The following is a 23,401-nucleotide window of genomic DNA, read 5'->3' as shown; positions in this document are numbered from 1 at the left end:
TCAGATGACGCCCATGCGTCCCCATGGTGCGGGCGCGTTCCCCAAGGCGGTCGATACCCCCGCGCCAAATTCGCCCGATCCGGCGCAGCTTTATGCCGCGCTGGACCTGGGCACCAACTCGTGCCGGATGCTGATTGCCCAGCCCAAGGGCAGCCAGTTTCACGTGGTCGACAGCTTTTCCAAGTCCGTCCAGTTGGGACAGGGCCTGGAAGGCACCGGCAAGCTCAGCCGCGCCTCGATGCAGCGGACGATCCAGGCCATTCGGATCTGCAAGCAGAAGCTGGACCGCCACGGCGTGACGCGCATGCGCCTCGTCGCGACGGAGGCCTGCCGCCGCGCGCGCAATGGGGCGAACTTCGTGTCGCAGGTGCGGCGCGAAACCGGCCTGCAACTCGAGATCATCAAGCCCGAGGAGGAGGCCCGGTTGGCCGTGATCTCCTGCGCGCCGCTGGTCAGCACCAAGACCGAGCAGTTGCTGGTCGTCGACATCGGCGGCGGCTCGACAGAGCTTGTGTGGATCGACATCTCCCACGTGCCGGCCCGCGAACGGCCACGGGCGATCATGCGGCTGCACGCGGGCTTCAAGGCCGATCCCGGCCCCTTCGCGGCGGCCAAGGTTGTGGACTGGATCTCTGTCCCGCTCGGCGTCGCCACCTTGCGCGACCAGTTCGCGGACGTGGACGACGACGCGGCACGCTTCGCGCTGATGAGCTGGTTCTTCGAGGAGAACCTGTCCGACTTCGCGCCTTACGAATCCGAACAGGCGCGCGAGGGCTTCCAGATCGTGGGCACCAGCGGCACGGTAACGACCGTGGCGGCCTCGCACCTCGGGCTGAAGCGCTACGACCGGACCAAGGTCGACGGTCTGCGCATGACCACCGACCAGATCGACACGGTGATCCGCCGCTACCTTGCGATGGGGCCCGTGGGCCGCAGGCAGGATCCGCGCATCGGGCGCGACCGGCAGGCGCTTATCATGTCGGGCTCTGCGATCCTGCAGGCGCTGATGCGGCTGTGGCCCACCGACCGCTTGTCCGTGGCGGACCGGGGCCTGCGCGAAGGGCTGCTTTACGCACAGATGTCCGCGGACGGGGTGCTGGAAGACGCGCCCTATTAGGTCTAAGGGGGGCCTCATGGCGAAGAAACCCACCAAGAACACTTCCGGCCGCGGCCAGCGCGATCTGACCGTGAAGGTCAAGACCGCGCGGGGCCGCTCGACCTCGTCGACGCGCTGGCTGCAGCGGCAGCTCAACGATCCTTACGTCAAGAAGGCCAAGGCAGACGGCTATCGCGGGCGCGCCGCCTACAAGATCCTCGAGTTGGACGACAAGTTCCGCTTTCTCGTCCCCGGTGCCCGCGTGGTCGACCTGGGCTGTGCCCCCGGCGGCTGGTGCCAGGTCGCGGTGAAACGCGTGAACGCCTTGGGGGAGCGCACCTCCAAGGCGCAGGGCACCGTGCTGGGCATCGACCTGCAGGAGGTCGAGGCGATCCCGGGGGCGGAGATCCACCAGCTTGATTTTCTCGACGATGGCGCGGACGATTTGGTGAAGGACTGGCTGGGCGGACAGGCCGACGTGGTCATGTCCGACATGGCCGCCAGCGCCTCGGGTCACAAGCAGACGGACCACTTGCGCATCATCGCCCTTTGCGAGGCCGCCGCCTACTTCGCCTTCGACGTGCTGGAGGAAGGCGGCACCTTCGTCGCCAAGGTCCTCGCCGGCGGGGCGGAGGGGGAATTGCAGAAACTGCTGAAGACCCGATTTGCCAAGGTCGCCAACGTGAAGCCGCCCGCATCCCGCGCCGACAGCTCCGAGAAGTTCGTCGTCGCGACGGGGTTCAAGGGCGCGGCCTAGCTTCCCGCCATCTCCCAGACCGCGAATTCCTCGGCCCGCTTGTCGCGCAATTTCTCCTCGACCTTCGGGCTGAGCGGCGTGTCCCGCGCGGGCGAGACGTTGAGCTGCTTGAGGTCGATCGTGCAGTCCAGCCGATCCTCCAGGAAGGCGATCAGGCGAGGCTGATCCTCGTAGCGGAACAGGTGTTCCACGGCTCGATTGCCGTCGCCATCGAGGACGAATTTCGACTGCGCGCCGACATTGGCGAACGGCGCAGGCTTGCCTTTGCAATATTCGTCGACGAAATCGTCGAAACTGACACTCCGGGTGCTGTTGGGGTGCCCGACCAGATCCTCGCGCGAGCGGTAGCGGTACCAGCTTCCCAGCCAGTCCACGGGGTGGCGCAGGACCGCCATCAACTCCGGCTCTTTCCCGCCAGCCTGCACGAAGAGCGGTTTGAGAAACCGCCGGTAGCGGTAGATCGGCGCATGCTTGATCTGCGGCGGATCGCGCAGGACCATCGCGGCCTGCGGGGCCAACGCCCCCTCCAAAGCGGTCGTGCCGGTCTTTGGCACCGCGAGAAAGACCAGGTTTTGCTTCCAGAACACCAGCATGGCAGCCTCCTCGTGATCGTTTCGAAGCGACACTAGGTCATCAACGAATTCTTAACCACTCCCGCGTCAGGGTAGAGTGGTTAACAAAACTCTTGCAATGTTCTTGTTTCGGTCCCATATCTGAGTTCAAGAACACAACAAGAACGCAGGCGGCGTTGCCGCCTAGACAGCGACGTGACATAAGGACGGCAGACATGGCAACCGCAGAGCTTCTCAAAATGGCCGACAAGAAAACCGCCGACAAGCAAAAGGCGCTCGACAGCGCGCTGGCGCAGATCGAACGCCAGTTCGGCAAGGGGTCGATCATGACCCTCGGCAAGGGCGGTGCTATGCCCGATATCGAGGCGACGAGCACCGGCTCGCTGGGGCTGGACATCGCCCTTGGCATCGGCGGCCTGCCCAAGGGGCGCGTGATCGAGATTTACGGCCCCGAATCCTCGGGCAAGACGACCCTGACGCTGCACGCCATCGCCGAAGAGCAGAAGAAAGGCGGCGTCTGCGCTTTCGTCGATGCCGAACATGCGCTCGATCCGCAGTATGCCAAGAAGCTTGGCGTGAACCTGGACGAGTTGCTGATCTCGCAGCCCGACACGGGCGAGCAGGCGCTTGAGATCGTGGACACGCTGGTTCGCTCTGGCGCTGTCAGCATGGTCATCGTCGATTCGGTCGCGGCGCTCACGCCGAAGTCCGAGCTCGAGGGCGACATGGGCGACAGTTCCGTCGGCGTGCATGCGCGCCTGATGAGCCAGGCGATGCGCAAGCTGACCGGCTCGATCAATCGTTCGGGCTGCATGGTGATCTTCATCAACCAGATCCGCATGAAGATCGGCGTCATGTTCGGCAGCCCCGAGACGACGACGGGCGGCAACGCACTGAAGTTCTACGCCTCCGTCCGGCTGGACATCCGTCGGATCGGCGCGATCAAGGACCGCGACGAGGTCGTCGGCAACTCCACCCGCGTGAAGGTCGTGAAGAACAAGGTCGCGCCTCCATTCAAGCAGGTCGAATTCGACATCATGTATGGCGAAGGGATCTCCAAGACCGGTGAACTTCTGGACCTGGGCGTGAAGGCCGGCGTGGTCGAGAAGTCGGGCGCCTGGTTCTCCTACGGGGACGAGCGGATCGGGCAGGGGCGCGAAAACTCCAAGACGTTTCTCAAGGAAAATCCCCAGATCGCGATGGAGATCGAGGACAAGATCCGCGCGTCCCACGGGCTCGACTTCGACGCGGCCCCCGGTGACGAGGATGATCTGGTCGAGATGTAATCCGACGGAATCCGGCGTTGCAGTCCGCGCGGGGCGTCCGCGATAAACGCCTGACCTGTGCGATGTGCAGGGACAATATCTGGGACAGGGCGCAGGTGCCAAGCCTGCGCCTTGTTTCGTTCTGGACCCTGAGGGGCGGGGCGGCTATTTCTCCGCCGACCTTCCGATCCGAAAGCGCGCGCCATGACTTCTCTCTCCGACATCCGTTCGACGTTCTTGAATTACTACGGGCGCAATGGGCACGAGGTTGTGGCCTCCAGTCCGCTGGTGCCGCGCAACGATCCGACGCTGATGTTCACCAACTCGGGCATGGTGCAGTTCAAGAACCTCTTCACCGGGGTCGAGACACGCGACTACCAGCGCGCGACCACCAGCCAGAAATGCGTCCGCGCCGGCGGCAAGCACAATGATCTGGACAACGTGGGCTATACCGCGCGCCATCACACCTTCTTCGAGATGCTGGGGAACTTCAGCTTCGGCGACTATTTCAAGGACGAGGCCATCGCCTTCGCCTGGGAGCTTCTGACCAAGGATTTCGACCTGCCCAAGGACAAGCTTCTGGTCACGGTCTACCACACCGACGACGAGGCGGCGGACATCTGGAAGAAGGTCGCGGGTCTCTCCGACGACCGGATCATCCGCATTCCCACCGACGACAACTTCTGGCGGATGGGCCCGACCGGCCCCTGCGGCCCCTGCACCGAGATCTTCTACGACCACGGCGACAAGATCTGGGGCGGCCCTCCGGGCTCGGCTGAGGAAGACGGCGACCGGTTCATCGAGATCTGGAACCTCGTCTTCATGCAAAACGAGCAGTTCGAGGACGGCACCATGCGCCCGCTCGACATGCAGTCGATCGACACCGGCATGGGGCTGGAGCGGATCGGCGCGCTCTTGCAGGGCAAGCACGACAACTACGACACCGACCTCATGCGCGCGCTGATCGAGGCCTCGGCCCATGCGACCTCCTCCGATCCGGACGGTCCGGGCAAGGTGCATCACCGGGTCATCGCGGATCATTTGCGCGCGACCTCCTTCCTGATCGCCGAAGGCGTCCTGCCCAGCAACGAGGGGCGTGGTTACGTCTTGCGGCGGATCATGCGGCGCGCGATGCGCCATGCCCACCAGTTGGGCGCCGCCGATCCGCTGATGCATCGCCTCGTGCCGGCGCTGGTGCAGGAAATGGGCGCGGCCTACCCCGAGCTGGGGCAGGGCAAGAGCCTGATCGAAGAGACGCTGAAGAACGAGGAGGTGCGCTTCCGCCAGACCCTAGATCGCGGTCTGAAGCTCTTGGACGATGAACTCGCGGCCTTGGCCGAAGGCGTCGATCTGCCGGGCGAAACGGCCTTCAAGCTTTACGACACCTACGGTTTCCCGCTGGACCTCACGCAGGATGCGCTGCGTGAGAAGGGCCGGGGCGTGAACACCGAAGGGTTCGACACCGCCATGGCCGCGCAGAAGGCCAAGGCCCGCGCCGCCTGGTCGGGCAGTGGCGAGCAGGCCGACGCGAGCGTCTGGTTCGACATCGCCGAAACGAAGGGGCTGACGGATTTCCTGGGCTACGAGACCCTGACCGCCGAAGGCCAGATCGTCAGCATCGTCGTGGATGGCAGCCCCGCCGACGCGGGCACCGGCGCCGTGCAGGTGGTGCTGAACCAGACCCCGTTCTATGCCGAAAGCGGCGGCCAGGTGGGCGATGCGGGCACGCTGAAGACCGACACCGGGCTGGTCCAGATCGCCGACACGAAAAAGGTCGCGGGCGTTTTCATCCACATCGGCGAGGTCACGATGGGGGAGGTCCGCACGGGCCAGGGCGCCGTGTTGTCCGTCGACGAAGACCGCCGCGCCGCGATCGAGGCGAACCATTCGGCCACGCACCTGCTGAACGAAGCCCTGCGCGAGACCTTGGGCGATCACATCGCGCAGCGCGGCTCGCTCAACGCGCCTGACCGGCTCCGCTTCGATTTCAGCCACCAGAACGGGCTTAGTGATGCGGAGATGGCCCAGGTCGAACGCGACGTGAACCGGCTCATCCGCCAGAATACCCGGGTCGAGACGCGGATCATGACCCCCGACGATGCGCGTGCCCTTGGGGCGCAGGCGCTCTTCGGCGAAAAATACGGCGAGGAGGTGCGCGTCGTCTCGATGGGAACCAAGGCCGACTCCGGCAAGGGGGTCGACGGACAGACCTACTCGCTGGAACTGTGCGGCGGCACCCATGTCGACCGGCTGGGCCGGATCGGGGCCTTCGTACTTCTGGGCGACAGTGCCTCCAGCGCCGGGGTGCGTCGGATCGAGGCGCTGACAGGGCAGGCGGCGCTTGACCACCTGACGGAGCAGGGGGCGTTGCTGGGCCAGGCCGCCGCGGCGCTCAAGGTGCCCGCGGGTGAGGTCGCAACCCGGGTGAAGGCGCTGATGGAGGAACGCAAGGCGCTCGCAAACGAGGTCGCGCAGTTGCGGCGTGACGCGGCCATGGGCGGCGGCGGCTCCGCAGCCCCCGATGGCGAGGACGTGGGCGGGGTGAGCTTTCTCGGCCGGGTGATGGACGGCGTGTCCGGCAAGGATCTGCCCGCGCTCATCGACCAGTTCAAGGACCGGCTGGGGTCGGGTGTGGTGCTGCTGATCGCGGATGCGGGTGGCAAGGCGGCGGTGGCCTGCGGCGTGACGCAGGACCTGACGGACCGCGTCTCCGCCGTCGACGTGCTGCGCGCTGCTGTGGCGGAGCTCGGCGGCAAGGGCGGCGGCGGCCGGCCCGACATGGCCCAGGGCGGCGGCGCCTCGACCGAGAATGCCGACGCGGCCCTCGCCGCCGCACGGACCGTGATCGGGGGTGTGGCATGAGCGCGCTTTGGATCGCCCACGTCCTGGTCACGGATGAAGAGGCCTACGGCCGCTACGCGAAGCTCGCGACCGGGGCCATTGCCGATCACGGCGGGGTCTTTCTTGCGCGGGCCACGGCTTACGTGCAGTTGGAAGGCCCCGACCGGCCGCGCAATGTCGTCGCGCGGTTCCCGTCCCTCGAAGCGGCAGAGGCCTGCTACCGCTCCGACGCCTACCAGGAGGCGCTGTCCCACGCCAAGGGTGCCGCCCAGCGCGAATTGGTCATCGTCGAAGAATCGTGAGCCCGGCATCGCTGGCCCAGATGATGGCGCGGCATGCGAGACCGGGGCGGCTCGACTGGATCGGCCTGCGGGCCGAACGGCGCGCCGGTGTCGAGAGTGCCGAACGGGTGCAGGTGGAGGACGCAGGTCTCGCGGGCGATCACGGACGCCCGGGCAAGCGCGCCGTCACCCTGATCCAGGCCGAGCATCTGCCGGTGATCGCGGAACTGCTAGGCCGCCCCGTTGCGCCGGAAGACCTTCGCCGAAACCTCGTGGTGTCGGGCATCAACCTGGCGGGCCTGCGCAAGGACCGCGTTCAGATCGGCGCCGTCGTCCTGCAGATCGAAGGCCCGTGCCCGCCCTGTTCGCGCATGGAAGAGACCTTCGGCCCGGGCGGTTACAATGCGGTGCGGGGGCATGGCGGCTGGTATGCTTCCGTCGTCACGCCGGGAGAGATTGCGGTGGGGGATACGGTTCTGCTGGATGCGTCCAGATAGGACGTGTCGCTCTCGGGTCTCCCTCGCCCTGCGGGATCGCGGGGGGTTCCGTTTCGCCGCACTGCAATCTCAGCCCTTGGATGGCGTTTGCCGACTGGTTCAGGATTGTATCGATCCGCCCTGCGTGCTTGCCTGACGGCAAAACGGGAGGGACTGGGATGGACAGGGAACTGAAGATGGACGCGAGCACGCTCGAGGCGTTCCTGGCGCGTGAGTTCCCGCAAGTGGGCGCGGACTTCGCGATAGAAAGTCTGTCGGCGGATCTGCTCGAGGTGCGTCTGAAGGTGGCGGATAGGCACCTACGCCCGGGTGGTACCGTCTCCGGCCCGTCGATGTTCGCTCTGGCGGACGTCTCGGTCTATCTCGCGGTGCTGGCGCGCTTGGGGCCGGTGGCGCTGGCGGTGACCACGAATTGCTCCATCGACTTCATGCGAAAGCCTGCGGCGGGGGTGGACCTGATCTGCCGCTGCCGCCTGCTGAAGCTGGGAAAGCTGCTGGCCGTGGGGGATGCGTTGATCTTCTCGGACGGGGGCGACGAGGCGCTTGCGCGGGCGACGCTGACCTACGCCATCCCGCCCACCCGGTGAGCGTCGGGTCAGGCCCGGTAGAACGGCTTGGCCGCTTCTGCCCGTGCCTCGACCGCGGTCAATCCGACGTCCGCGAGAGCCTGGCCCTCGCAGGTCGCCAGATGCTTGCGCGTGCGGCGGCGCAAGTCCCATACCGTCAGGGTCACGGCAAGCGCGAGACACAGTTGCGCAGGCTTGGGCAGATGCGCTGGCGCGTCCAGCAGCGAGATACGGTCGGGTGTGAAGATCTGTGCCACGGTTCGATCCTTTGTATTGACACAATATTGGTTTGTCAGCCATGTTATTGCTACAAGTTCGCTGACCGAGAGGCCATTCTTTTATTGTGACCGATACAATTTGGACCGAAAGCACGGTCGCCGCAGCCGTCGGGCGCGCGAAGTACGACCGGCTCGCTCAAGCGATCCGCGACCGGATCGCCAGCGGCTCCCTGGCGCCGGGGCAGAAGTTGCCGCCGGTCCGCGATCTGGCGTGGAAAGTCGGTGTGACGCCGGGCACCGTGTCGCGGGCCTATCGCCTGCTGACCGATGCCGGGGTTCTGACGGCCGGCGTCGGACGTGGCACCTTCGTGGCCGAGGCGGAGGAGGTGTCCCGGCAGGTCCTCAGCGCCGAAGCGGGCCCGGACAACGATTCCGTCCTGAACCTGACCGGTCCGCGCATGCCCGACCTTGGCCAGACTGCGCTGATCGCCCGAGTCATGCAGACGACCCTGGCGCAGATGCCCTCCGACGTGCTCACCCGCTACCCCAGCCGCATTACCGACCGCCCCGCGCGCGAGATCGTGCTGGCAGGCCTCGATCCGCTGGTCGGCCCCGCGACGCTGGAGGACGTGGTGCTGGCCTACGGCGGGCAGAACGCGATCGTGATGATCCTGCAGACCGTCCTGAACGGTCCGCGGCCGACCATCCTGACCGACGCAATCAGCTACAACGGGTTCCGCAACGCGGCGGAGGTCAGTCGCGCTGACCTCGTGACGGTGCCCTGGGACGACGCGGGCCCGGTGCCGGATGTCTTCGTAAGCCTCGTGCGCAAGCACGGGGCGCAGGCCTATTGTACCGCCTCGGAGGTGAACAATCCCACCGCGCGACCGATCGCCCCGTCCCGCAGGCAGGAGATCGCGGCCATCGCCGCGCGTCACGGCGTGCATGTGATCGACGACGATTGCTACACGCGCCCGACCCGGGTCGGTGCCTCCTTCCGGTCCTTGCTGCCGGACCTGGGCTGGCACGTGGGCAGCCCGTCCAAGACGTTCTCTCCCGCTTTGCGGCTGGGCTATGCGGTGGCACCGGAAGGCTGGTCCGGTGCACTCGTTCGAACGGCGGCGGGCCATGCCTTCGGTGTCTCGCCGCTCGTGACCGATCTATACGCCCGGCTCTATCGCCATCCGGACCAGGCCGCGGTCCTTCGGGCCGTGCGGGACCGGATCGACCGGGACGTGGCGGTGGCGACCGAGATTTTCGCCGATTGCGGGCCGGGGGCCGCTCCCGGCGTGCCGTTCGTCTGGCTGCCCTTGCCGGCGCCGTGGCGGTCTGGTGATTTCGTGGAGGCCGCAAAGTCACGCGGCGTGATCCTGCGGGCCTCGGAAAGTTTCCTGACCCGCGACAGCCCTCCGGTTCACGCGGTGCGCATCGCCGTGAACGGAACCGTCCCGCACGCACGCTTCGCCGCCGGAATGGCAGATCTGCGCGCGGTCATGGATCAGCCTTCGGCGCGAATCTCCGTCTGAGGACCGGTGAAGTCGAACCGGGCCGCCCGCTCCCACGGGCCTTGCCGGTAGTGCCACAAAAGCAGGCCGGTCGCCGTCACCTCGAACGGCTCGAACGCGGCGTCGAGCTCGGCCCAGACGCTGTCCTTGGCCGCGACCTTGTTCTGGACGGTGACATGGCTGTGGAAATGCTGATCCTGCGGCGTCAGCCAGTCCGACCACGATTTCGCCAGGTCCTTGCGCAGACGCTTGAGCTGATCGCTTTCGACCCGGATCGCGGCGCCGGGGTTGAAATCCATGACCTTGACGGCCTGCATCCCGAAGGGGGCGGTCTTGTCGCAAAGCGCCTCGAGCCGCGCATCGATATCCGCGCGCGCGTCGCCGGGAAGATGATGAAACAGCGTCAGGTGGGCCGGCAGGCGATAGCCGCGGTCGGGGAAATGGGCCTGCCGCAAACCGTCGAGCCAGGCAAAGCTCTCCTCGTCCATCGCGAGGGTCAGGATCAGCGGGTCAGACACGGAAGGTCATCCGGCCGAATGTTTTGGGGTAAAATAATACCATAATTTCAGTCCATTGTAATTACGTGTAAATTTGGTGCCACGCGCGCTTGACCTGCGCTTCGGCACCCGTATAACCCGGCCATCCTGATGACGGGTCCGCAAGGGGCCCCCGAAACCTCTGGTGGAACAATGAAAACATTTACCGCTACTCCGGCGGATATCGAGAAGAAATGGATCCTCGTCGACGCCGAAGGCCTCGTCCTGGGCCGTCTTGCCTCGGTCGTCGCCATGCGCCTGCGTGGCAAGCACAAGCCGTCCTTCACGCCCCACATGGACATGGGTGACAATGTCATCGTGATCAATGCGGACAAGGTCCAGCTGACCGGCAAGAAGCGCGACGAGAAATTCTACTGGCACACCGGCCACCCCGGCGGCATCAAGTCCAAGACCAAGGACGAGATCCTGACCGGCGCCCACCCCGAGCGGGTGGTCTTCCAGGCCGTCAAGCGCATGCTGCCCGGCAACAAGCTGCGCAACAAGCAGCTGACCAACCTGCGCATCTTCGCCGGTGCCGAGCACGGCATGGAAGCCCAGAAGCCCGAGATCCTGGACGTCGCGTCCATGAACAAGAAGAACACGAGGACTGCATGATGGCCGACCAGATCAACTCCCTCGAAGACCTCGGCGATGCCGTCACGGCCGAAATCGGCGGCGTGCAGGGCACCGACCCCGACAACATGCCCCAGGCCGAACCGCGCGAGCCTGTCCGCGACGAGCAGGGCCGCTCCTACGCCACCGGCAAGCGCAAGGACGCGGTCGCCCGCGTCTGGATCAAGCCCGGCTCCGGCAAGGTCACCGTCAACGGCAAGGAGATGAACGCCTATTTCGCGCGTCCCGTGCTGCAGATGATCCTGGCGCAGCCGTTCTCGGTCGCCGGTGTGACCGGTCAGTTCGACGTGGTCGCGACCGTCAAGGGCGGCGGCCTCTCCGGCCAGGCCGGCGCGGTCAAGCACGGTGTCTCCAAGGCGCTGCAGCTTTACGATCCGTCGCTGCGTCCCGCGCTGAAGGCCGCCGGCTTCCTGACCCGCGACAGCCGCGTGGTCGAGCGCAAGAAGTACGGCCGTGCGAAGGCCCGCAAGAGCTTCCAGTTCTCGAAGCGCTGATCTTCCAGACCTTCGAACCTTGCGAAAAGGCGCGGCTTCGGTCGCGCCTTTTTTCATGCCGTGGGGGGGGCGCCGCGGGTGCTGCCGCGCGTTCAGCGATCCGGCGTATCTCAGTCCGTCGGGGCCGCGATGCGGTAGCCTGCGTCAGTCAGGGCCTGGGCCAGGCGCGTGGCGATGGCCAGCGCTTCGGCGCCGTCGCCATGTACGCAGATCGTGTCGATGGGCGTGGGTAGAAGCGTGCCGCCGGTGGTGCGGATTCCGCCATCTCGCAACATGGCAAGGATGCGGGTGGCGGCCTCCTCGGGGTCGTGAACCATCGCGTCGGGCTGACCGCGGTCGGTGAGTAGCCCGGTCTCGGCATAGGTGCGGTCGGCGAAGATCTCGCGCGAGACCTTGGCGCCCAAGTCGACCGCGGCCTGTTCGAGCGCCGTACAGGGCAGGGCGAGTAGCCGCAGGTCGGGCTGGACGGCCAGGGCCGCGCGAAAGCAGGTGGTCGCCATCTCCAGATCCTCGCAGGCCATGTTCGACAGCGCGCCGTGCAGCTTGAAGTGCTTGATCCGCGCCCCCCGGGCCGCGGCCAGGGCCTGGGCCGCGCCCAATTGGTACTGGATCATGTGGGTCAGCTCGTCGCCCGACAGCGGGATGCGGCGACGTCCGAAGCCTTGCAGGTCCGCGAAGCCCGGATGCGCGCCGAGCGACACCCCCGATCGGGCCGCGAGCGTCATCGTCCGGGCCATCGTGTCGGGATCGCCCGCGTGAAAGCCGCAGGCGATATTGGCGGAACTCACGATCTTCAGAAGCGCGGCGTCGCTGCCCATGGGCCAGGGCCCGAAGCTTTCGCCCATGTCGGCATTGAGATCGATGGTCCGGGTCATGAGGAGGGCTCCAGCTCGCGGCCGGCGGTGACGCCGCCGATCAGTTGATAGGACAGAAGATCGCGCATCCGGGCGGGGTCACGGATCAGCGGTCGAACCTTGGCCGAAAGGTCGTCCAGCATCCGCGCGGGAGGGACGTGAAGGGCGTCGGCCTCCTCGGTCGTGATCCAGGCAAACTGCAGCGGTGCGGTGACCGGCGCCTGCGCCGCCCGGGCCAGGTCCGTCGCGATGACGGAGCCGATCCGGGGATAGCCTCCGACCGTCTGGCACTCGGCCAGCATCAGGAAAGGAGAGCCGTCGCCCGTGATCTGCAGATCCCCGCTCAGGATGAAGTCCGAAATGGGGGCCGCGGGGTCGATCATGGCGAACGGATCGCCCTCGTGCCGCAAGGGCAGGCCGGTGCGGCTGGCCCGCGGGCTGCGGTGAAAGCGTGTGGCGGCCAGCCGGGCCCGCGTCTGCTCGTCGAAGCGGTCAGTCTGCGGGCCGGGCATCAGGCGCAGCAGACCGCCCCCCATCCGGTCGTCCTGGGGCAAGGTCATCTGCGGCCGGTCGGGGGAGGGATCGGGACCGATGGGCAAGGTCTCGCCGTCTTTGAGGGCCGCGCCCAACCCGATCGAGAGATGCGCGGCGACGCTGCCCAGCACGGGTTCACCCGTGATGCCGCCCGCCGGGGTAAGATAGCCGTAGGTGCCGTCCCGCGCGCCGCCGATGGTCAGGACCTGGCCGGGGTGGAGCGTGTGGGTCGCGTTCCAGCGCAGCGGGGCGTCGTCGATCAGCGCCTGCATCCGCGCGCCGGTCAATGCGAACCGGATCGGTGCGTCGGTCACGAACTGCCCGCCGAGGCCCGCCATCTCGATCGCGGCGGCCGGGGTGTCGAGGCCCAGCAAGGCGGCGGCCTCGATCAGCGCCACACGGTCCATGGCGCCGCCCGGCGAAAGCCCTTCCGCCAGGTGCCCCGGTCGGCCGAGGTCCTGCACCGTCATCAAGGGGCCGGCCTGCCGGATGGTCAGCACCGCCGTCATGCTTCGCCCTCACAAATGGCGCCGCCCAGCCCGTCGGGCGCCTGCCCGAGATCCCGCAGCGTCCGGGCATCGACCGGTGAAAAGCGGATCCGGTCCCCGGCGCGCAGGGCGAAGGGCTCGGCGCGGTCCGGACGAAAGGGGCGAAAGGCGGTCCGTCCGACCTGTCGCCATCCGGTCGGGCTGGGGTTCGCGAAGAGCACGATCTGCCGCAAGGCCACGACCAGCGCGCCTTCCGGCACCCGTGGCGTCAGGTCGGTCTGCCGCGGCAGGTCCCAACGCTCGGGCAAGTGGCCAAGGTAGGGCTGCCCGGGCGCGAAACCGATGGTCAGGACCGACAGCTCCGTCTCGGCGATCTCGGCGATGGCCGCCTCGGGGGAGAGGTCCGCGAGCCCCGCGGCATCGGCCAGTTGTGGGCCGTCGTCCCCGCCGAAACTGGCAGGGATCGTCCATAGCCGGCTTTCGGTCGCCGCGATTTCTCGCGGGGTGGCGAGCAGGGCGCGCAAGTGGACCTCCACCGTCGCGCGGGAGACGGCACGGGGGTCGAATCGCACGAGGGTAGAAGCAAGCGAGGTCGCCACTTCACCGATGCCGTCCAGGCCCGCGCCGCGCACCGTGGCACCGAAACTGCGCGCCTTCGCCGGATGCGCCGTGGCCCCGTCGCCGAACCGCACGAGTACGCCGTCCTGTCCCAAGGGGGCGATCTGCGTATCGTTCGGGACGTCGGGGTCGGGCATCTGGACCTCAATTCGGAAGGACTTGACTGATGTTGCAAAACGCTTACAAATTGTCAACGTAACATCAATGATAAGGTTGCCGACAAACGGCGACCCCCAACGGGAGACGACCATGTACAGATTTGCGACCCTCGTAGCCGCCACCGGCGTTCTGGCCACACCGGCGCTGGCCCAAAGCTGGGATATGCCAACGCCATACGGCGACAGTACGTTCCACACCCAGAACATCCGGCAGTTCGCCGAGGACGTCAGCGCCGCCACCGACGGCGCGCTCGAAATCACCGTCCATTCCGCCGGTTCGCTCTTTCCGGGGGGCGAGATCAAGAACGCCGTCCGTTCGCGCCAGGTCCCGATCGGGGAATTCTTCCTGTCGTCCATCGTGAACGAAGACGCGGCCTACGGCATGGACAGCCTGCCGTTCCTCGCGACCTCCTACGAGGAGGCCGAGGCGCTTTGGACGGCGCAGGAGCCCGTCATCACCGAACTGCTGGCCGAGCAGGACCTGGTCCCGCTCTTCTCCGTGCCCTGGCCCGCACAGGGGCTCTATACCAACGGCGAGATCGAGACGATCGACGGCATGACCGGCCTGCGGATGCGGGCCTACAATGCCGCGCTGGAGGAATTCGCCACGCTGGCCGGGGCTGCCCCGGTGCAGGTCGAAGCCGCGGACATCCCGCAGGCCTTCGCCACGGGGCAGGTGCAGGCGATGATCACGTCGCCTTCGACCGGGGCCAACTCCTCTGCCTGGGACTTCGTCGACACCTACACGGCGATCGACGCCTGGCTGCCCAAGAACATCGTGGTGGTGAACGCGCGAGTCTTCGACGGCCTGTCGGAGGAGATGCAGCAAGCGGTGATGGAGGCCGCCGAGGCCGCCGAAGCCCGGGGCATCGAGATGTCGCGCGAGGAGACCGCGGCCCAGACCGCCGTTCTGGAAGAGAACGGCATGACCCTGGCCGCGCCCACGGACGAGTTGACGAGCGGTCTGCAGGACATTGGCGACACCATGCTGGAGAACTGGGAAAGCAGTGCCTCCGAACCGGCGCTGGAGATCCTGAACGCCTACCAGTCCGAGTAAGCGAAGCGGCCCTCGTCCCACCGGCGGGGGCCTTTCTCGATCCTTCCCTGACAGGAGGCGCGCCATGCGCACGCTGCTCGACCGGCTTTACTTCGCGGGGGTCTGCCTGGCGGGCGCCTGCATCGTGGCGATCTGCCTCGTGATCACGGCGCAGATCGGCTTCAACATCGCGGCGCGCCTGGGCGGGGCGGCGTGGTCCTACACGATCCCGTCCTACGCCGATTTCTGCGGCTACTTCTTGTCCACCGCAAGCTTCATGGCCCTGGCCTACACCTTGCGCAGCGGGGCGCACATCCGGGTGGGGCTTGTCGTCCAGCGGTTGCCCGACGCCCTGCGATGGGGGGCGGAACTGGCCGCGCTGGCCGTTGGCGCGGCCTTCGCCGTCTACGGCACCTTCTGGGGCGCGCGCCTGCTGGAGGAAAGCTGGCGCTACAACGACAAGTCCACGGGGATCGTCGCGATCCCGATCTGGATGCCGCAAAGCTTCATGGTGGCGGGGCTTGCACTGCTGGCACTGGCCTTCGTGGACACGCTGCTCGAGAGCCTGCGCGCGCGCGGCCCGATCCTGACCGACGAAGGGATCGAATGAGCATGTCCGATCCGATGACGTTCCTGGTGCTGCTGATCCTGCTGCTGACGCTGCTGGCGGGCGGCTTGTGGGTCGCGGTGTCGCTGGCGGTCATGGCGCTTGCGGCGCTGACCTTCTTTTCCGGCGCGCCCGCGGGGCAGGTGCTGGCGACGACCTTCTGGGCGCATAGCCACAGCTGGCCGCTTGCCGCGCTGCCGCTTTTTATCTTCATGGGAGAGATCCTGCTGCGATCGCGGTTGAGCGAGGACATGTTCAGCGGCCTCGCCCCCTGGCTGGGGCGGCTTCCGGGACGGCTCTTGCACGTCAACGTGCTGGGCTGCGCGATCTTCGCCGCCGTGTCGGGATCCTCTGCGGCGACGGCGGCGACGGTGGGACGGATGTCGATGCCGGAGCTCACCGGTCGCGGCTACCCCGAAGGGTTGATCCTGGGCACTCTGGCGGGCTCGGCCACTCTTGGTTTGCTGATCCCGCCGTCGATCATAATGATCGTCTACGGTGTCGCGACAGAGCAATCCATCGCCCGCCTCTTCATCGCGGGCATCCTGCCAGGTCTGCTGCTCGTGGGTCTCTTCACCGGTTACGTCATGCTGCAGGCCTGGCGCTTTCCCGACGCGATCCCTGCCGAGGTGCGCCAGTTTTCGCTGCGCGAGAAGCTCGTGGCCTCGCGCCGGCTGATCCCCGTGATGCTGCTGATCCTGGGCGTGATCGGGACCATCTACACCGGCGTCGCCTCGCCGACCGACGCGGCGGCCGTCGGGGTGGTCCTGTCGGTCCTGCTGGCGTGGCTGTCGGGGAAATTCGGTCTGCGTGAATTCGGGCAGGCGCTGATCTCGGCCACGCGGACCAGCTGCATGATCGCATTCATCCTGTTCGGCGCCGCCGTCCTGTCCATCGCCATGGGCTTCACCGGCATTCCGCGCAACCTCGCCGTCTGGATCGCGGGGTTCGAGTTGTCGCCCTACGCCCTGCTGGCCGCCCTGACGGTGTTCTTCGTGGTGCTGGGCTGTTTCCTAGACGGAATTTCGGTCGTGGTGCTGACCACCTCCATCATCCTGCCGATGGTCGAGGCGGTGGGAATCGACCCGCTCTGGTTCGGCATCTACCTTGTGATCGTGGTCGAGATGAGCCAGATCACGCCGCCCGTGGGCTTCAACCTATTCGTGATCCAGGGGCTGACGGGCATCGACATCCTGCGCATCGCGCGGGCGGCTTTGCCGTTCTTCTGCCTGCTCTTGCTGGGGGCCGTCCTGATCACCGTCTTTCCGCAGATCGTGACGATCCTGCCGCAGCTGATGCTGCGCTAGAGAGAGGCCGCCGTCCGGCTCGCCTGATCGTAGACGCCGGAGAGGGCGCGCAGGGCGCTGGCGATCCGGCGCAGGTCGTCGCCGTCGAGGCCGGTGTTGGGCAGCACGTCCAGCAGGCATTGCTCGCGGATCTTGCGGTACTCGGCGCAAAGGGCGCGACCCGCCTCGGACGTGCGGTAGAACACCTCCTTGCCGCGTTTCTCTGAGGTCAGAAGCTCCAGCTTCAGCAGCTTGCGCAGGGCGTAGTTGACCGTATGCGTGTCCTCTATGTTCAGCAAGAAGGCGATGTCGGTCAGCCGCTTCTCGCGGTCGCGGTGGTTGGTGTTGTGCAGGACCAGGATTTCCAGGGGCGACATCTCGGGCATGCCGGCAGCGGTCATGCAGCGGCCCATCCAGCGGCTGAACCCGTTGAAGGCGATGATCATGCCGTATTCGACTTCCGAGGATTCCCATCCCTCGCCTTCGGCCAGGTGACGGGAGGAGACGATGCGTCGCTCACCGGGTTCTTGCATGAATCAGGCCCCTTTTTCGTCGGTGTGACGCGCGGGTTTCGACACCGAAACGCGGGCGTTTCGTGATCCTACCGGCAAGGGGACGGCCGCGCAAATACCCGGTCGGACGCGCGCCTCAGCGCGGCGAAAGGGCGGCCATCGCCCCGCGCAACTCGGCCAGACCGCGCAGGCGTCCGATCAGCGGATAGCCCGGCATCATCGGCCGGTCGAAATCCGACAGGAGCGCGTGACCGTGATCGGGGCGCATGGGAATTTGCGCGTCGACCCGTCCCTCGGCACGGCGGCGTGCTTCCTCGTCCAGCAGCGCCGCGATGGTGGCGATCATGTCGGTGTCGCCGGCCAGATGCTCTGATTCGTGGAAACTGGTGCGCAGGCCGTCGTCGGGAGCGGTGCGCGTCGTGTTGCGCAGGTGGACGAAGTGGATGCGGGGCCCATGCCTGCGGACGAAGGCCACCGGGTCGAAGGCGGCGTCCACGCCCAGCGACCCCGTGCACAGCGTCGCCCCGTTGGAGGGCAAATCCACTGCGTCCAGCACGGCGGCGTAGTCGTCGATCGTCGACATGACCCGTGGCAGGCCAAGCAGCGGGAACGGCGGGTCGTCGGGATGGCAGCACAGTCGCAGCCCCAGGTCCTGGGCTGTGGGGGCGACCTCGGCCAGGAAATCGATCAGGTTCTGCCGCAGCCGGTCGGGCGAGATGCGATCGTAGGTCGCCAGATGCGCGCGCACGTCGTCCAGCGTCCAGCGGTCGTTGGCGCCGGGCAGGCCCGCCACGATGTTGGAGGTCAGCGCCACCCGGACCGCATCGTCCATTTCGGCGGCACGGCGTTCGGCGGCGGCCTTTATCTGTGCGCCGTAATCCTCGCCCGCGTCGGCGCGCCCCAGCAGATGCAGATCGAAGACCGCGAAATCCACGAGGTCAAAGGCCATGGCCGTCCCGCCGTTCGGCTGGCGCGCGGCAAGATCGGTGCGGGTCCAGTCGAGGACCGGCATGAAGTTGTAACAGATGACCTGCAGCCCCGCCTGGGCCAGATGCGCGAGGCTTTCGCGGTAGGCCTGCAGATGCGTACGCCAGTCGCCGGTCTGGGTCTTGATTGCCTCCGACACCGGCAGGCTTTCCACCACGTCCCAGCTCAGCCCGCTGGGGGCCTCGGCAGGGCCTTCGATCTGGGCTTTGCGGGTGGCGATTTCCTCGGGCGACCAGACCGCCCCGGGGGCGATGTGATGCAGGGCCGATACGATTCCGGTCGCCCCCGTTTGCACGATCTCGGGGATCGCGATTTCGTCGGCGGGGCCGAACCAGCGCCAGGTTTCCTTCATGGCAGGCTCCTCAATCGCGGCGCAGGGACAGGCCGGTGTCGCTGTCGAACAGGTGGATCTCGTCGCCCCGGGGGGCGATGTGCAGGGTCTCGCCGACCTCGGCGCCGACCTGCCCGGAGAGGTGCAGCGTCAGATCCGTGCCGTCCGACAGCGCACCGTAGACGTAGGATTCGCCGCCCAGCTGCTCGACGCTGCTGACGGTCAGCGGCAGCGGGCCGCCTTCGGCGATGTCGAGGTGGTTGGGGCGGACGCCGAGGGTGACGGCGCGGCCCTCCGACAGATCGAAACCGGTGGCAGGCAGCGACAGCGTCTCGCCGCTGTCCAACCGCAGGGCCGCGTCTTCGATCCGGCCCGAGAGGAAGTTCATCTTGGGCGATCCGATGAACCCCGCCACGAAGAGGTTGCGCGGCCGGTTGTAAAGATCGAGCGGCCGACCGAACTGCTCCAGCTCGCCCTGGCGCAGGACGGCGATCTTGTCGGCCATGGTCATCGCCTCGACCTGATCGTGGGTGACGTAGATCATCGTGTTCTGAAGGCGCCGGTGCAGCGCGGTGATCTCCTTGCGCATGTCGACGCGCAACTCCGCGTCGAGGTTCGACAGGGGCTCGTCGAAGAGGAACACGCGCGGTTCGCGCACCACGGCGCGGCCGATCGCGACCCGCTGGCGCTGGCCGCCCGACAGGTCCTTGGGCCTTCGGTCGAGCAGCATGTCGATCTGCAGCATCCTCGCCACGCGATCGACCGTCTCGCGGATCTCCGCCTTCGGCGTCTGGGTGTTCTCCAACCCGAAGGACAGGTTCTGGCGCACGGTCATGTGCGGGTAGAGCGCGTAGCTCTGGAACACCATCGCAAGGCCGCGATCGGCGGCGGGGATGCGGTTGACCACCTCGTCGCCGATGACGATGTCGCCGCCCGAAATCGGCTCCAGCCCCGAGATCATGCGCAATAGCGTTGACTTGCCGCAGCCGGAGGGGCCCACGAAGACGCAGAATTCCCCGTGCTGGACGTCGAGATCGATGCCCTTGATCACCTCGACGTCGCCGAAGGACTTGCGGACCCTGTTCAGTTCAACCCGTGCCATGACACCTCTCTCATTTGCCGCCCGTCGAGGCGATGCCGGTTGCGATGTAGCGTTGCAGGAACATGAAGACCGAGGCGATCGGCAGCAAGGTCAACACGGTCATCGCAAGCAGGCTGGGCCAATCGGTCTGCAACTCGCCCTGGAACGAATTGAGCGCCAGTTGAAGGGTGAAGTTCTCGGTCCGGGTCAGCACGATCAGCGGCCAGAGGAAGTCGTTCCAGCGCCACATGATCGCGAGGATCGCGAGCACCGCGATGGCGGGGGCCGAGAGCGGCACGATGATGCGCCAGAAGATCTTCCATTCGCTGGCCTTGTCCATCCGGGCCGCGTCCAGGATCTCGTCGGGGATGGTGATCATGTACTGGCGCAGCAGGAAGACGCCGGTGGGCGTGGCGGCGCCGGGGATGATGACGCCCCAGAGCGAATTGAACATCCCCATCTCGGTCACGATCAGGAAGAGCGGCACCAGAACGACCGTCTGCGGGATCATCAGCGTGCCGATCACGATCAGCAGCACCGAGGTGCGCCCCCGGAACTGGTACTTCGACAGCGCGAAGGCGGCCATGGAGTTCACCAGCAGCATGATCGCGGTCGACATCAGCGTGATGAAGGTCGAGTTCCAGAAGAACTGCATGAAGTTGAACCGCTCGAAGAGCTGGGTGTAGTTCTCCGTCGCGAAGGCCACCCCTTCGACCGGCGTGATCTGGTCGGTGGTCAGGCGGATGCGATTGTCGGGATCGTCCTGCGTGACGACCTCGGCCCGGCCGGCGGCGCGACGGGTCTGGCCCACGCGCTGCCCTTCGAGCTCTCCTTCGGTCACCACGAAGATGGGCAGGGGGTCGTCGAAGCCGTCGACGACCATGGTTTCCTGGGCATAAGGCAGGAACCGCGGCGGAAAGCGGTCGAGTTCGTTCTGGTCCTTGAAGCTGGACAGCACCAGCCAGACCACGGGGCCGAACATCAAAAAGATGCCGAAGGTCAGGTAAGCGTAGGACACCCAGTCGGTCCAGTCCATCCGGCCCCGCCCGCGCGTGGCGGTCAGGAAGCCCAGGATGCCGGACCGGGTCGCGGTCGCGGCGGAGGCCGGCGCACCTTCCGCGCGGTCCCGGCCTTCGTGAGCCTTGCGGGGGGCCTCCGCGCGTTCGGGGGCCGCGGTCGCGCCTGCGGGACCGCGGGGGGCGGTTTCGGACCGGGTTTCATCCAGAACGCCCGAAGCTCCGCCCGTTCGACCCTGGGTGGCTCCGCTGGCCCCCCCGCCGATTTCATCGGACCGGTTCTGGTCCGGGGCTCCGCCCGTTCGCGTCCTGGAGGCTCCGCCGGAGCCTCCATCGGGCTTGCCGAACAGCCGCTCACCCATCGACGTTCCTCCGGTTGGCCCACAGTTGCGCCAGCGTCAGCAGCACCAGCACGCCCGCGACCAGGAGCGACGCGGCGGCGGCAAGGCCGAAGAGGCGGGGCGCGCCCGCGAAGCCGCGTTCATAGATGTACTGGATGATGAAGGTCGTGGCCGTGCCCGGCCCGCCGCCGGTGAAGGCGTAGATCTCGTCGAAGGTCTGCACGCCCTTGATGAGCGCTAGCACCAGCACCACTAGCATGGTGGGCGACAAAAGCGGCAACGTGATCCGGCGGAACGTCCGCCAGGCCGAGGCGCCGTCCATTTCCGCCGCCTCGTAGACGTCGCGCGGGATCGCCTGCAGGCCTGCCAGCAGGATCAGTGTGTAAAAGCCCATGTGTGCCCAGACGGAGATGAAGACCGACCAGCCGAAGGCCCAGCCGGCATCGACCAGCCAGTTGATGCCGCCCGCACCGGTCCAGTCGAGAAAGGCGTTCAGCACGCCCTCGCGTTGCAGGATCCATTTCCAGATCAGCGCCACGACGACCGGCGACAGCAGCACGGGAAAGAAGAAGACCGAGCGGAAGAATCCGCGCGCCCGGATGTCGCGGTTCAGGATCACCGCCGTCAGCAGGGCGAAGCCCACCATGATGCCGACCTGCAGGGTCACGAACCAGATCGTGTTGAAGACCGCGCGCCAGAACTTGTCCTCTCGGCAGGTGTTGGCGTCGAGGTAGTTGCCGCAGTCGGTCAGGCTCTCGAAGTTGCGCGCACCGATGTAGGGGCGGGCCTCCAGCAGGACGTTGTCGCTGCCGGTGGTCGCGTAGAAGACGTTCAGGATGACCGGCAGGAAGGCGAAAAGTCCAAAGAGCACGAGGTTCGGCAACAAGAACGCCCAAGCCAGCCGGTTGATGCCCAGCAGCCGTTGCAGCGCCAGCATGGGGATCTCGACGATCCGCATGAGGGGATTGAGGATGGTCAGCATGGGGGAATCCCGCAAAAAGGGGCCCCCGCCGCGCGGTGCGGCGAGGGCGAGCGCCGTCTTACTGCGCTTCTTCCGTCGCGGTGGCGAGGTCCTCGGACATGCGCGTCATCGCCTCGTCGACCGAAAGCTCGCCCACGATCGCTTGGCTCAGGCGCTCGACCGTGATGCCGAACATCGCGCGGTTGCCGGCGTAGCCCTGGTAGGCGAAGGCCACGGGCGAGACGTTCTCGAGGTCGGACCCGAAGGCGTTGAGTGCGGCCTGCGCGGCCTCGGAACTGTCTTCGAATTCCACGCCCTGAGACGCGACACCGGCGTGCGCGGGCAGGTTGCGGGTGCGGGCGGCCGCCTCGGCATAGATGTCCTGCTGGGCCAGGAAGTCGATCACCGACGCCACGATCTCGGGGTGCTCGGTCTGCTCGAAACCGACGATGCCGGCGCCGCCGGGCATGGCGGAACAGACCCCGGTCGGACCGCAGGGCGAGCCGATGACCTGCCAGTCGAAGAAGTCGCCAATCTGCTCGTCCATTCGGGCGACCTGCCAGGAGCCGGAGTAGTAGAGCACGACTTCACCGTTGATGAACTCCTGCGCCGCGTCGGCGTAGGTCGCGCCGCCCTGGCTGGCCCAGACGTCGCGCGCCATGGTGCCGTCCTCGTTCCAGGCGACGAATTGCTCGGCGAAGGGGGCGAAACCGTCGAAGCTGCCGTTGCCCTCGTCATCGAAGTATTCCGCACCGTAGGAGATCGCGGGGCCCGCGACCCGGTGGCCCGAGCGGTCGATCGCCATTGGATAGGTGGCATCCGTCGCCTCCGCCACGGCGGTCGTGGCCTCCGCCCAGTCGTCCCAGGTCGCCCCTTCGCCCGGCATCTCGACGCCGGCCTGCTCGAAGAGCGTGGCGTTCACGAAGGCCCCCGTGATGGTCAGCTGGGTGTGCAGACCGTAAAGACCCTGGCGGTCGCCGGCGCGGTACCAGTCCAGCGTATTGCCGAAATTATCCTCGTAGTAGGCCGTGTCGACGTAATCCGTGAGGTCGAGGTAGTATTCGTTCAGACCGCCGAGGTCGGTGATCTTCGCCATGTCGGGGCCGTTGCCGGAGGCCAGCTGCACCGGCAGGTTCTCGAGGATGGCTTGGTAGGGCACCACGTCGACCACGACGTCGACGCCTTCGTTCTGCTCTTCGAACTGGGTCAGCAGGTCGTCGTAGACCTCGCATTCGTTGCCGTCGGAATAGCACTGGAAGCGGATTTCCTGCGCCGAGGCGGCACCCGCGGCCAGCCCGGTCAGGATCGCGGTGGTTGTCAGAAGTTTCAT

Annotated in this window: 25 protein-coding genes; 13 read left to right on the top strand and 12 right to left on the bottom strand. The window is 66.8% G+C overall.

The features are described from left to right. Positions 1–4: 4 nt before the first annotated feature. Together EU805_RS07420 and EU805_RS07415 are read left to right on the top strand one after the other, a co-directional pair. Positions 5–1,117, top strand: coding sequence for a Ppx/GppA phosphatase family protein (locus tag EU805_RS07420; RefSeq protein WP_129763306.1), 1,113 nt, complete (start codon positions 5–7; stop codon positions 1,115–1,117). Between the two features lie 16 nt (positions 1,118–1,133). Further along, a complete protein-coding gene (locus EU805_RS07415; protein WP_129763305.1) occupies positions 1,134–1,853 on the top strand; it encodes an RlmE family RNA methyltransferase in 720 nt (239 codons plus the stop codon). On the opposite strand, the gene EU805_RS07410 is transcribed toward EU805_RS07415, so the two are convergent. Further along, complete coding sequence (locus tag EU805_RS07410) at positions 1,850–2,446, bottom strand: gamma-glutamyl kinase (RefSeq protein ID WP_129763304.1); 597 nt, start codon at positions 2,444–2,446, stop codon at positions 1,850–1,852. The genes EU805_RS07415 and EU805_RS07410 overlap by 4 nt on opposite strands. A 194-nt stretch (positions 2,447–2,640) precedes the next feature. On the opposite strand from EU805_RS07410, the gene recA reads away from it, so the two are divergent. The 5 genes from recA (at position 2,641) to EU805_RS07385 (ending at position 7,896) form a co-directional block, all read left to right on the top strand. After that, positions 2,641–3,711, top strand: a complete 1,071-nt coding sequence (recA, locus tag EU805_RS07405; protein ID WP_129763303.1) for a recombinase RecA — start codon at positions 2,641–2,643, stop codon at positions 3,709–3,711. Between the two features lie 183 nt (positions 3,712–3,894). Beyond that, on the top strand, positions 3,895–6,552 hold the full coding sequence (gene alaS, locus EU805_RS07400) for an alanine--tRNA ligase (RefSeq protein WP_129763302.1): 2,658 nt from the start codon (positions 3,895–3,897) through the stop codon (positions 6,550–6,552). Next, positions 6,549–6,833, top strand: a complete 285-nt coding sequence (locus EU805_RS07395) for a DUF1330 domain-containing protein (protein ID WP_129763301.1) — start codon at positions 6,549–6,551, stop codon at positions 6,831–6,833. The genes alaS and EU805_RS07395 overlap by 4 nt, the downstream gene beginning before the upstream one ends. A 20-nt stretch (positions 6,834–6,853) precedes the next feature. Beyond that, positions 6,854–7,309 carry an MOSC domain-containing protein gene (locus EU805_RS07390; protein ID WP_129763397.1) on the top strand — a complete coding sequence of 152 codons (456 nt, stop codon included), beginning with the start codon at positions 6,854–6,856 and terminating at the stop codon, positions 7,307–7,309. A gap of 158 nt (positions 7,310–7,467) precedes the next feature. Continuing rightward, complete coding sequence (locus EU805_RS07385) at positions 7,468–7,896, top strand: PaaI family thioesterase (RefSeq protein ID WP_242494084.1); 429 nt, start codon at positions 7,468–7,470, stop codon at positions 7,894–7,896. An 8-nt stretch (positions 7,897–7,904) separates the two neighbouring features. Here the strand turns inward: EU805_RS07385 and EU805_RS07380 are convergent, their stop codons facing one another. Further along, on the bottom strand, positions 7,905–8,132 hold the full coding sequence (locus EU805_RS07380; protein WP_165351904.1) for a DUF1127 domain-containing protein: 228 nt from the start codon (positions 8,130–8,132) through the stop codon (positions 7,905–7,907). A gap of 86 nt (positions 8,133–8,218) precedes the next feature. Between EU805_RS07380 and EU805_RS07375 the strand changes: the two genes are divergently transcribed. Next, entirely contained in the window at positions 8,219–9,619 is a 1,401-nt protein-coding gene (locus EU805_RS07375) for a PLP-dependent aminotransferase family protein (RefSeq protein WP_242494083.1), read from the top strand. Here the strand turns inward: EU805_RS07375 and EU805_RS07370 are convergent. After that, positions 9,592–10,116, bottom strand: coding sequence for a 2'-5' RNA ligase family protein (locus EU805_RS07370; RefSeq protein WP_129763298.1), 525 nt, complete (start codon positions 10,114–10,116; stop codon positions 9,592–9,594). The two genes, EU805_RS07375 and EU805_RS07370, sit on opposite strands and share 28 nt — an antisense overlap. Positions 10,117–10,287: 171 nt before the next feature. Here EU805_RS07370 and rplM point away from each other — a divergent pair, with 171 nt between their 5' ends. Together rplM and rpsI are read left to right on the top strand one after the other, a co-directional pair. Continuing rightward, entirely contained in the window at positions 10,288–10,749 is a 462-nt protein-coding gene (rplM, locus tag EU805_RS07365) for a 50S ribosomal protein L13 (RefSeq protein ID WP_129763297.1), read from the top strand. Then, positions 10,749–11,261, top strand: coding sequence for a 30S ribosomal protein S9 (rpsI, locus tag EU805_RS07360; RefSeq protein WP_129763296.1), 513 nt, complete (start codon positions 10,749–10,751; stop codon positions 11,259–11,261). Before rplM ends, rpsI begins: the two co-directional genes overlap by 1 nt. A gap of 110 nt (positions 11,262–11,371) precedes the next feature. Here rpsI and EU805_RS07355 read toward each other — a convergent pair whose 3' ends face one another. Genes EU805_RS07355 through EU805_RS07345 form a run of 3 tightly spaced genes read right to left on the bottom strand, consistent with a single transcriptional unit; the run spans position 11,372 to position 13,892 of the window. Further along, positions 11,372–12,136: a LamB/YcsF family protein gene (locus EU805_RS07355; protein ID WP_129763295.1), complete on the bottom strand. Its 765-nt coding sequence runs from the start codon at positions 12,134–12,136 to the stop codon at positions 11,372–11,374. Continuing rightward, entirely contained in the window at positions 12,133–13,158 is a 1,026-nt protein-coding gene (locus EU805_RS07350; protein WP_129763294.1) for a biotin-dependent carboxyltransferase family protein, read from the bottom strand. Before EU805_RS07350 ends, EU805_RS07355 begins: the two co-directional genes overlap by 4 nt. Next, positions 13,155–13,892, bottom strand: a complete 738-nt coding sequence (locus EU805_RS07345; protein WP_129763293.1) for an allophanate hydrolase subunit 1 — start codon at positions 13,890–13,892, stop codon at positions 13,155–13,157. Before EU805_RS07345 ends, EU805_RS07350 begins: the two co-directional genes overlap by 4 nt. A gap of 112 nt (positions 13,893–14,004) precedes the next feature. Between EU805_RS07345 and EU805_RS07340 the strand changes: the two genes are divergently transcribed. The 3 genes from EU805_RS07340 (at position 14,005) to EU805_RS07330 (ending at position 16,863) form a co-directional block, all read left to right on the top strand. Then, the gene (locus EU805_RS07340) at positions 14,005–14,970 is read left to right on the top strand and encodes a TRAP transporter substrate-binding protein (RefSeq protein ID WP_129763292.1); all 966 of its coding nucleotides are present in this window, start codon (positions 14,005–14,007) and stop codon (positions 14,968–14,970) included. Positions 14,971–15,034: 64 nt separating this feature from the next. Beyond that, complete coding sequence (locus EU805_RS07335) at positions 15,035–15,559, top strand: TRAP transporter small permease (RefSeq protein WP_129763291.1); 525 nt, start codon at positions 15,035–15,037, stop codon at positions 15,557–15,559. A gap of 2 nt (positions 15,560–15,561) precedes the next feature. Then, entirely contained in the window at positions 15,562–16,863 is a 1,302-nt protein-coding gene (locus tag EU805_RS07330) for a TRAP transporter large permease (RefSeq protein WP_129763395.1), read from the top strand. Here the strand turns inward: EU805_RS07330 and EU805_RS07325 are convergent. From EU805_RS07325 to EU805_RS07300, 6 genes are all read right to left on the bottom strand, one after another. After that, complete coding sequence (locus EU805_RS07325; RefSeq protein WP_129763290.1) at positions 16,860–17,375, bottom strand: winged helix DNA-binding protein; 516 nt, start codon at positions 17,373–17,375, stop codon at positions 16,860–16,862. The genes EU805_RS07330 and EU805_RS07325 overlap by 4 nt on opposite strands. Positions 17,376–17,490: 115 nt before the next feature. Beyond that, positions 17,491–18,693: a mannonate dehydratase gene (uxuA, locus tag EU805_RS07320; protein WP_129763289.1), complete on the bottom strand. Its 1,203-nt coding sequence runs from the start codon at positions 18,691–18,693 to the stop codon at positions 17,491–17,493. 10 nt (positions 18,694–18,703) lie between these two features. Continuing rightward, positions 18,704–19,774 carry an ABC transporter ATP-binding protein gene (locus tag EU805_RS07315; protein WP_129763288.1) on the bottom strand — a complete coding sequence of 357 codons (1,071 nt, stop codon included), beginning with the start codon at positions 19,772–19,774 and terminating at the stop codon, positions 18,704–18,706. A 10-nt stretch (positions 19,775–19,784) separates the two neighbouring features. Further along, positions 19,785–21,131, bottom strand: a complete 1,347-nt coding sequence (locus EU805_RS07310) for a carbohydrate ABC transporter permease (protein WP_242494082.1) — start codon at positions 21,129–21,131, stop codon at positions 19,785–19,787. Then, positions 21,124–22,092, bottom strand: a complete 969-nt coding sequence (locus tag EU805_RS07305) for a carbohydrate ABC transporter permease (RefSeq protein WP_129763287.1) — start codon at positions 22,090–22,092, stop codon at positions 21,124–21,126. Before EU805_RS07305 ends, EU805_RS07310 begins: the two co-directional genes overlap by 8 nt. A gap of 58 nt (positions 22,093–22,150) precedes the next feature. Further along, a complete protein-coding gene (locus tag EU805_RS07300; protein ID WP_129763286.1) occupies positions 22,151–23,401 on the bottom strand; it encodes an ABC transporter substrate-binding protein in 1,251 nt (416 codons plus the stop codon).

Origin of the sequence: Salipiger sp. IMCC34102 (genome assembly GCF_004145405.1) — a bacterium.
In the GTDB taxonomy this organism is placed as follows: domain Bacteria; phylum Pseudomonadota; class Alphaproteobacteria; order Rhodobacterales; family Rhodobacteraceae; genus Loktanella.
Note: the sequence above shows the minus strand (reverse complement) of the source record. Positions and strands in the feature narration are given on the sequence as shown.

Bases quoted from the DNA above. Each gene is read 5' to 3' on its own strand.
- EU805_RS07420 (WP_129763306.1), top strand. From the start codon at position 5: ATGACGCCCATGCGTCCCCATGGTGCGGGCGCGTTCCCCAAGGCGGTC.
- EU805_RS07415 (WP_129763305.1), top strand. From the start codon at position 1,134: ATGGCGAAGAAACCCACCAAGAACACTTCCGGCCGCGGCCAGCGCGAT.
- EU805_RS07410 (WP_129763304.1), bottom strand. From the start codon at position 2,446: ATGCTGGTGTTCTGGAAGCAAAACCTGGTCTTTCTCGCGGTGCCAAAG.
- recA (WP_129763303.1), top strand. From the start codon at position 2,641: ATGGCAACCGCAGAGCTTCTCAAAATGGCCGACAAGAAAACCGCCGAC.
- alaS (WP_129763302.1), top strand. From the start codon at position 3,895: ATGACTTCTCTCTCCGACATCCGTTCGACGTTCTTGAATTACTACGGG.
- EU805_RS07395 (WP_129763301.1), top strand. From the start codon at position 6,549: ATGAGCGCGCTTTGGATCGCCCACGTCCTGGTCACGGATGAAGAGGCC.
- EU805_RS07390 (WP_129763397.1), top strand. From the start codon at position 6,854: ATGATGGCGCGGCATGCGAGACCGGGGCGGCTCGACTGGATCGGCCTG.
- EU805_RS07385 (WP_242494084.1), top strand. From the start codon at position 7,468: ATGGACAGGGAACTGAAGATGGACGCGAGCACGCTCGAGGCGTTCCTG.
- rplM (WP_129763297.1), top strand. From the start codon at position 10,288: ATGAAAACATTTACCGCTACTCCGGCGGATATCGAGAAGAAATGGATC.
- rpsI (WP_129763296.1), top strand. From the start codon at position 10,749: ATGGCCGACCAGATCAACTCCCTCGAAGACCTCGGCGATGCCGTCACG.
- EU805_RS07355 (WP_129763295.1), bottom strand. From the start codon at position 12,136: ATGACCCGGACCATCGATCTCAATGCCGACATGGGCGAAAGCTTCGGG.
- EU805_RS07350 (WP_129763294.1), bottom strand. From the start codon at position 13,158: ATGACGGCGGTGCTGACCATCCGGCAGGCCGGCCCCTTGATGACGGTG.
- EU805_RS07345 (WP_129763293.1), bottom strand. From the start codon at position 13,892: ATGCCCGACCCCGACGTCCCGAACGATACGCAGATCGCCCCCTTGGGA.
- EU805_RS07340 (WP_129763292.1), top strand. From the start codon at position 14,005: ATGTACAGATTTGCGACCCTCGTAGCCGCCACCGGCGTTCTGGCCACA.
- EU805_RS07335 (WP_129763291.1), top strand. From the start codon at position 15,035: ATGCGCACGCTGCTCGACCGGCTTTACTTCGCGGGGGTCTGCCTGGCG.
- EU805_RS07330 (WP_129763395.1), top strand. From the start codon at position 15,562: ATGTCCGATCCGATGACGTTCCTGGTGCTGCTGATCCTGCTGCTGACG.
- EU805_RS07325 (WP_129763290.1), bottom strand. From the start codon at position 17,375: ATGCAAGAACCCGGTGAGCGACGCATCGTCTCCTCCCGTCACCTGGCC.
- uxuA (WP_129763289.1), bottom strand. From the start codon at position 18,693: ATGAAGGAAACCTGGCGCTGGTTCGGCCCCGCCGACGAAATCGCGATC.
- EU805_RS07315 (WP_129763288.1), bottom strand. From the start codon at position 19,774: ATGGCACGGGTTGAACTGAACAGGGTCCGCAAGTCCTTCGGCGACGTC.
- EU805_RS07310 (WP_242494082.1), bottom strand. From the start codon at position 21,131: ATGGGTGAGCGGCTGTTCGGCAAGCCCGATGGAGGCTCCGGCGGAGCC.
- EU805_RS07305 (WP_129763287.1), bottom strand. From the start codon at position 22,092: ATGCTGACCATCCTCAATCCCCTCATGCGGATCGTCGAGATCCCCATG.
- EU805_RS07300 (WP_129763286.1), bottom strand. From the start codon at position 23,401: ATGAAACTTCTGACAACCACCGCGATCCTGACCGGGCTGGCCGCGGGT.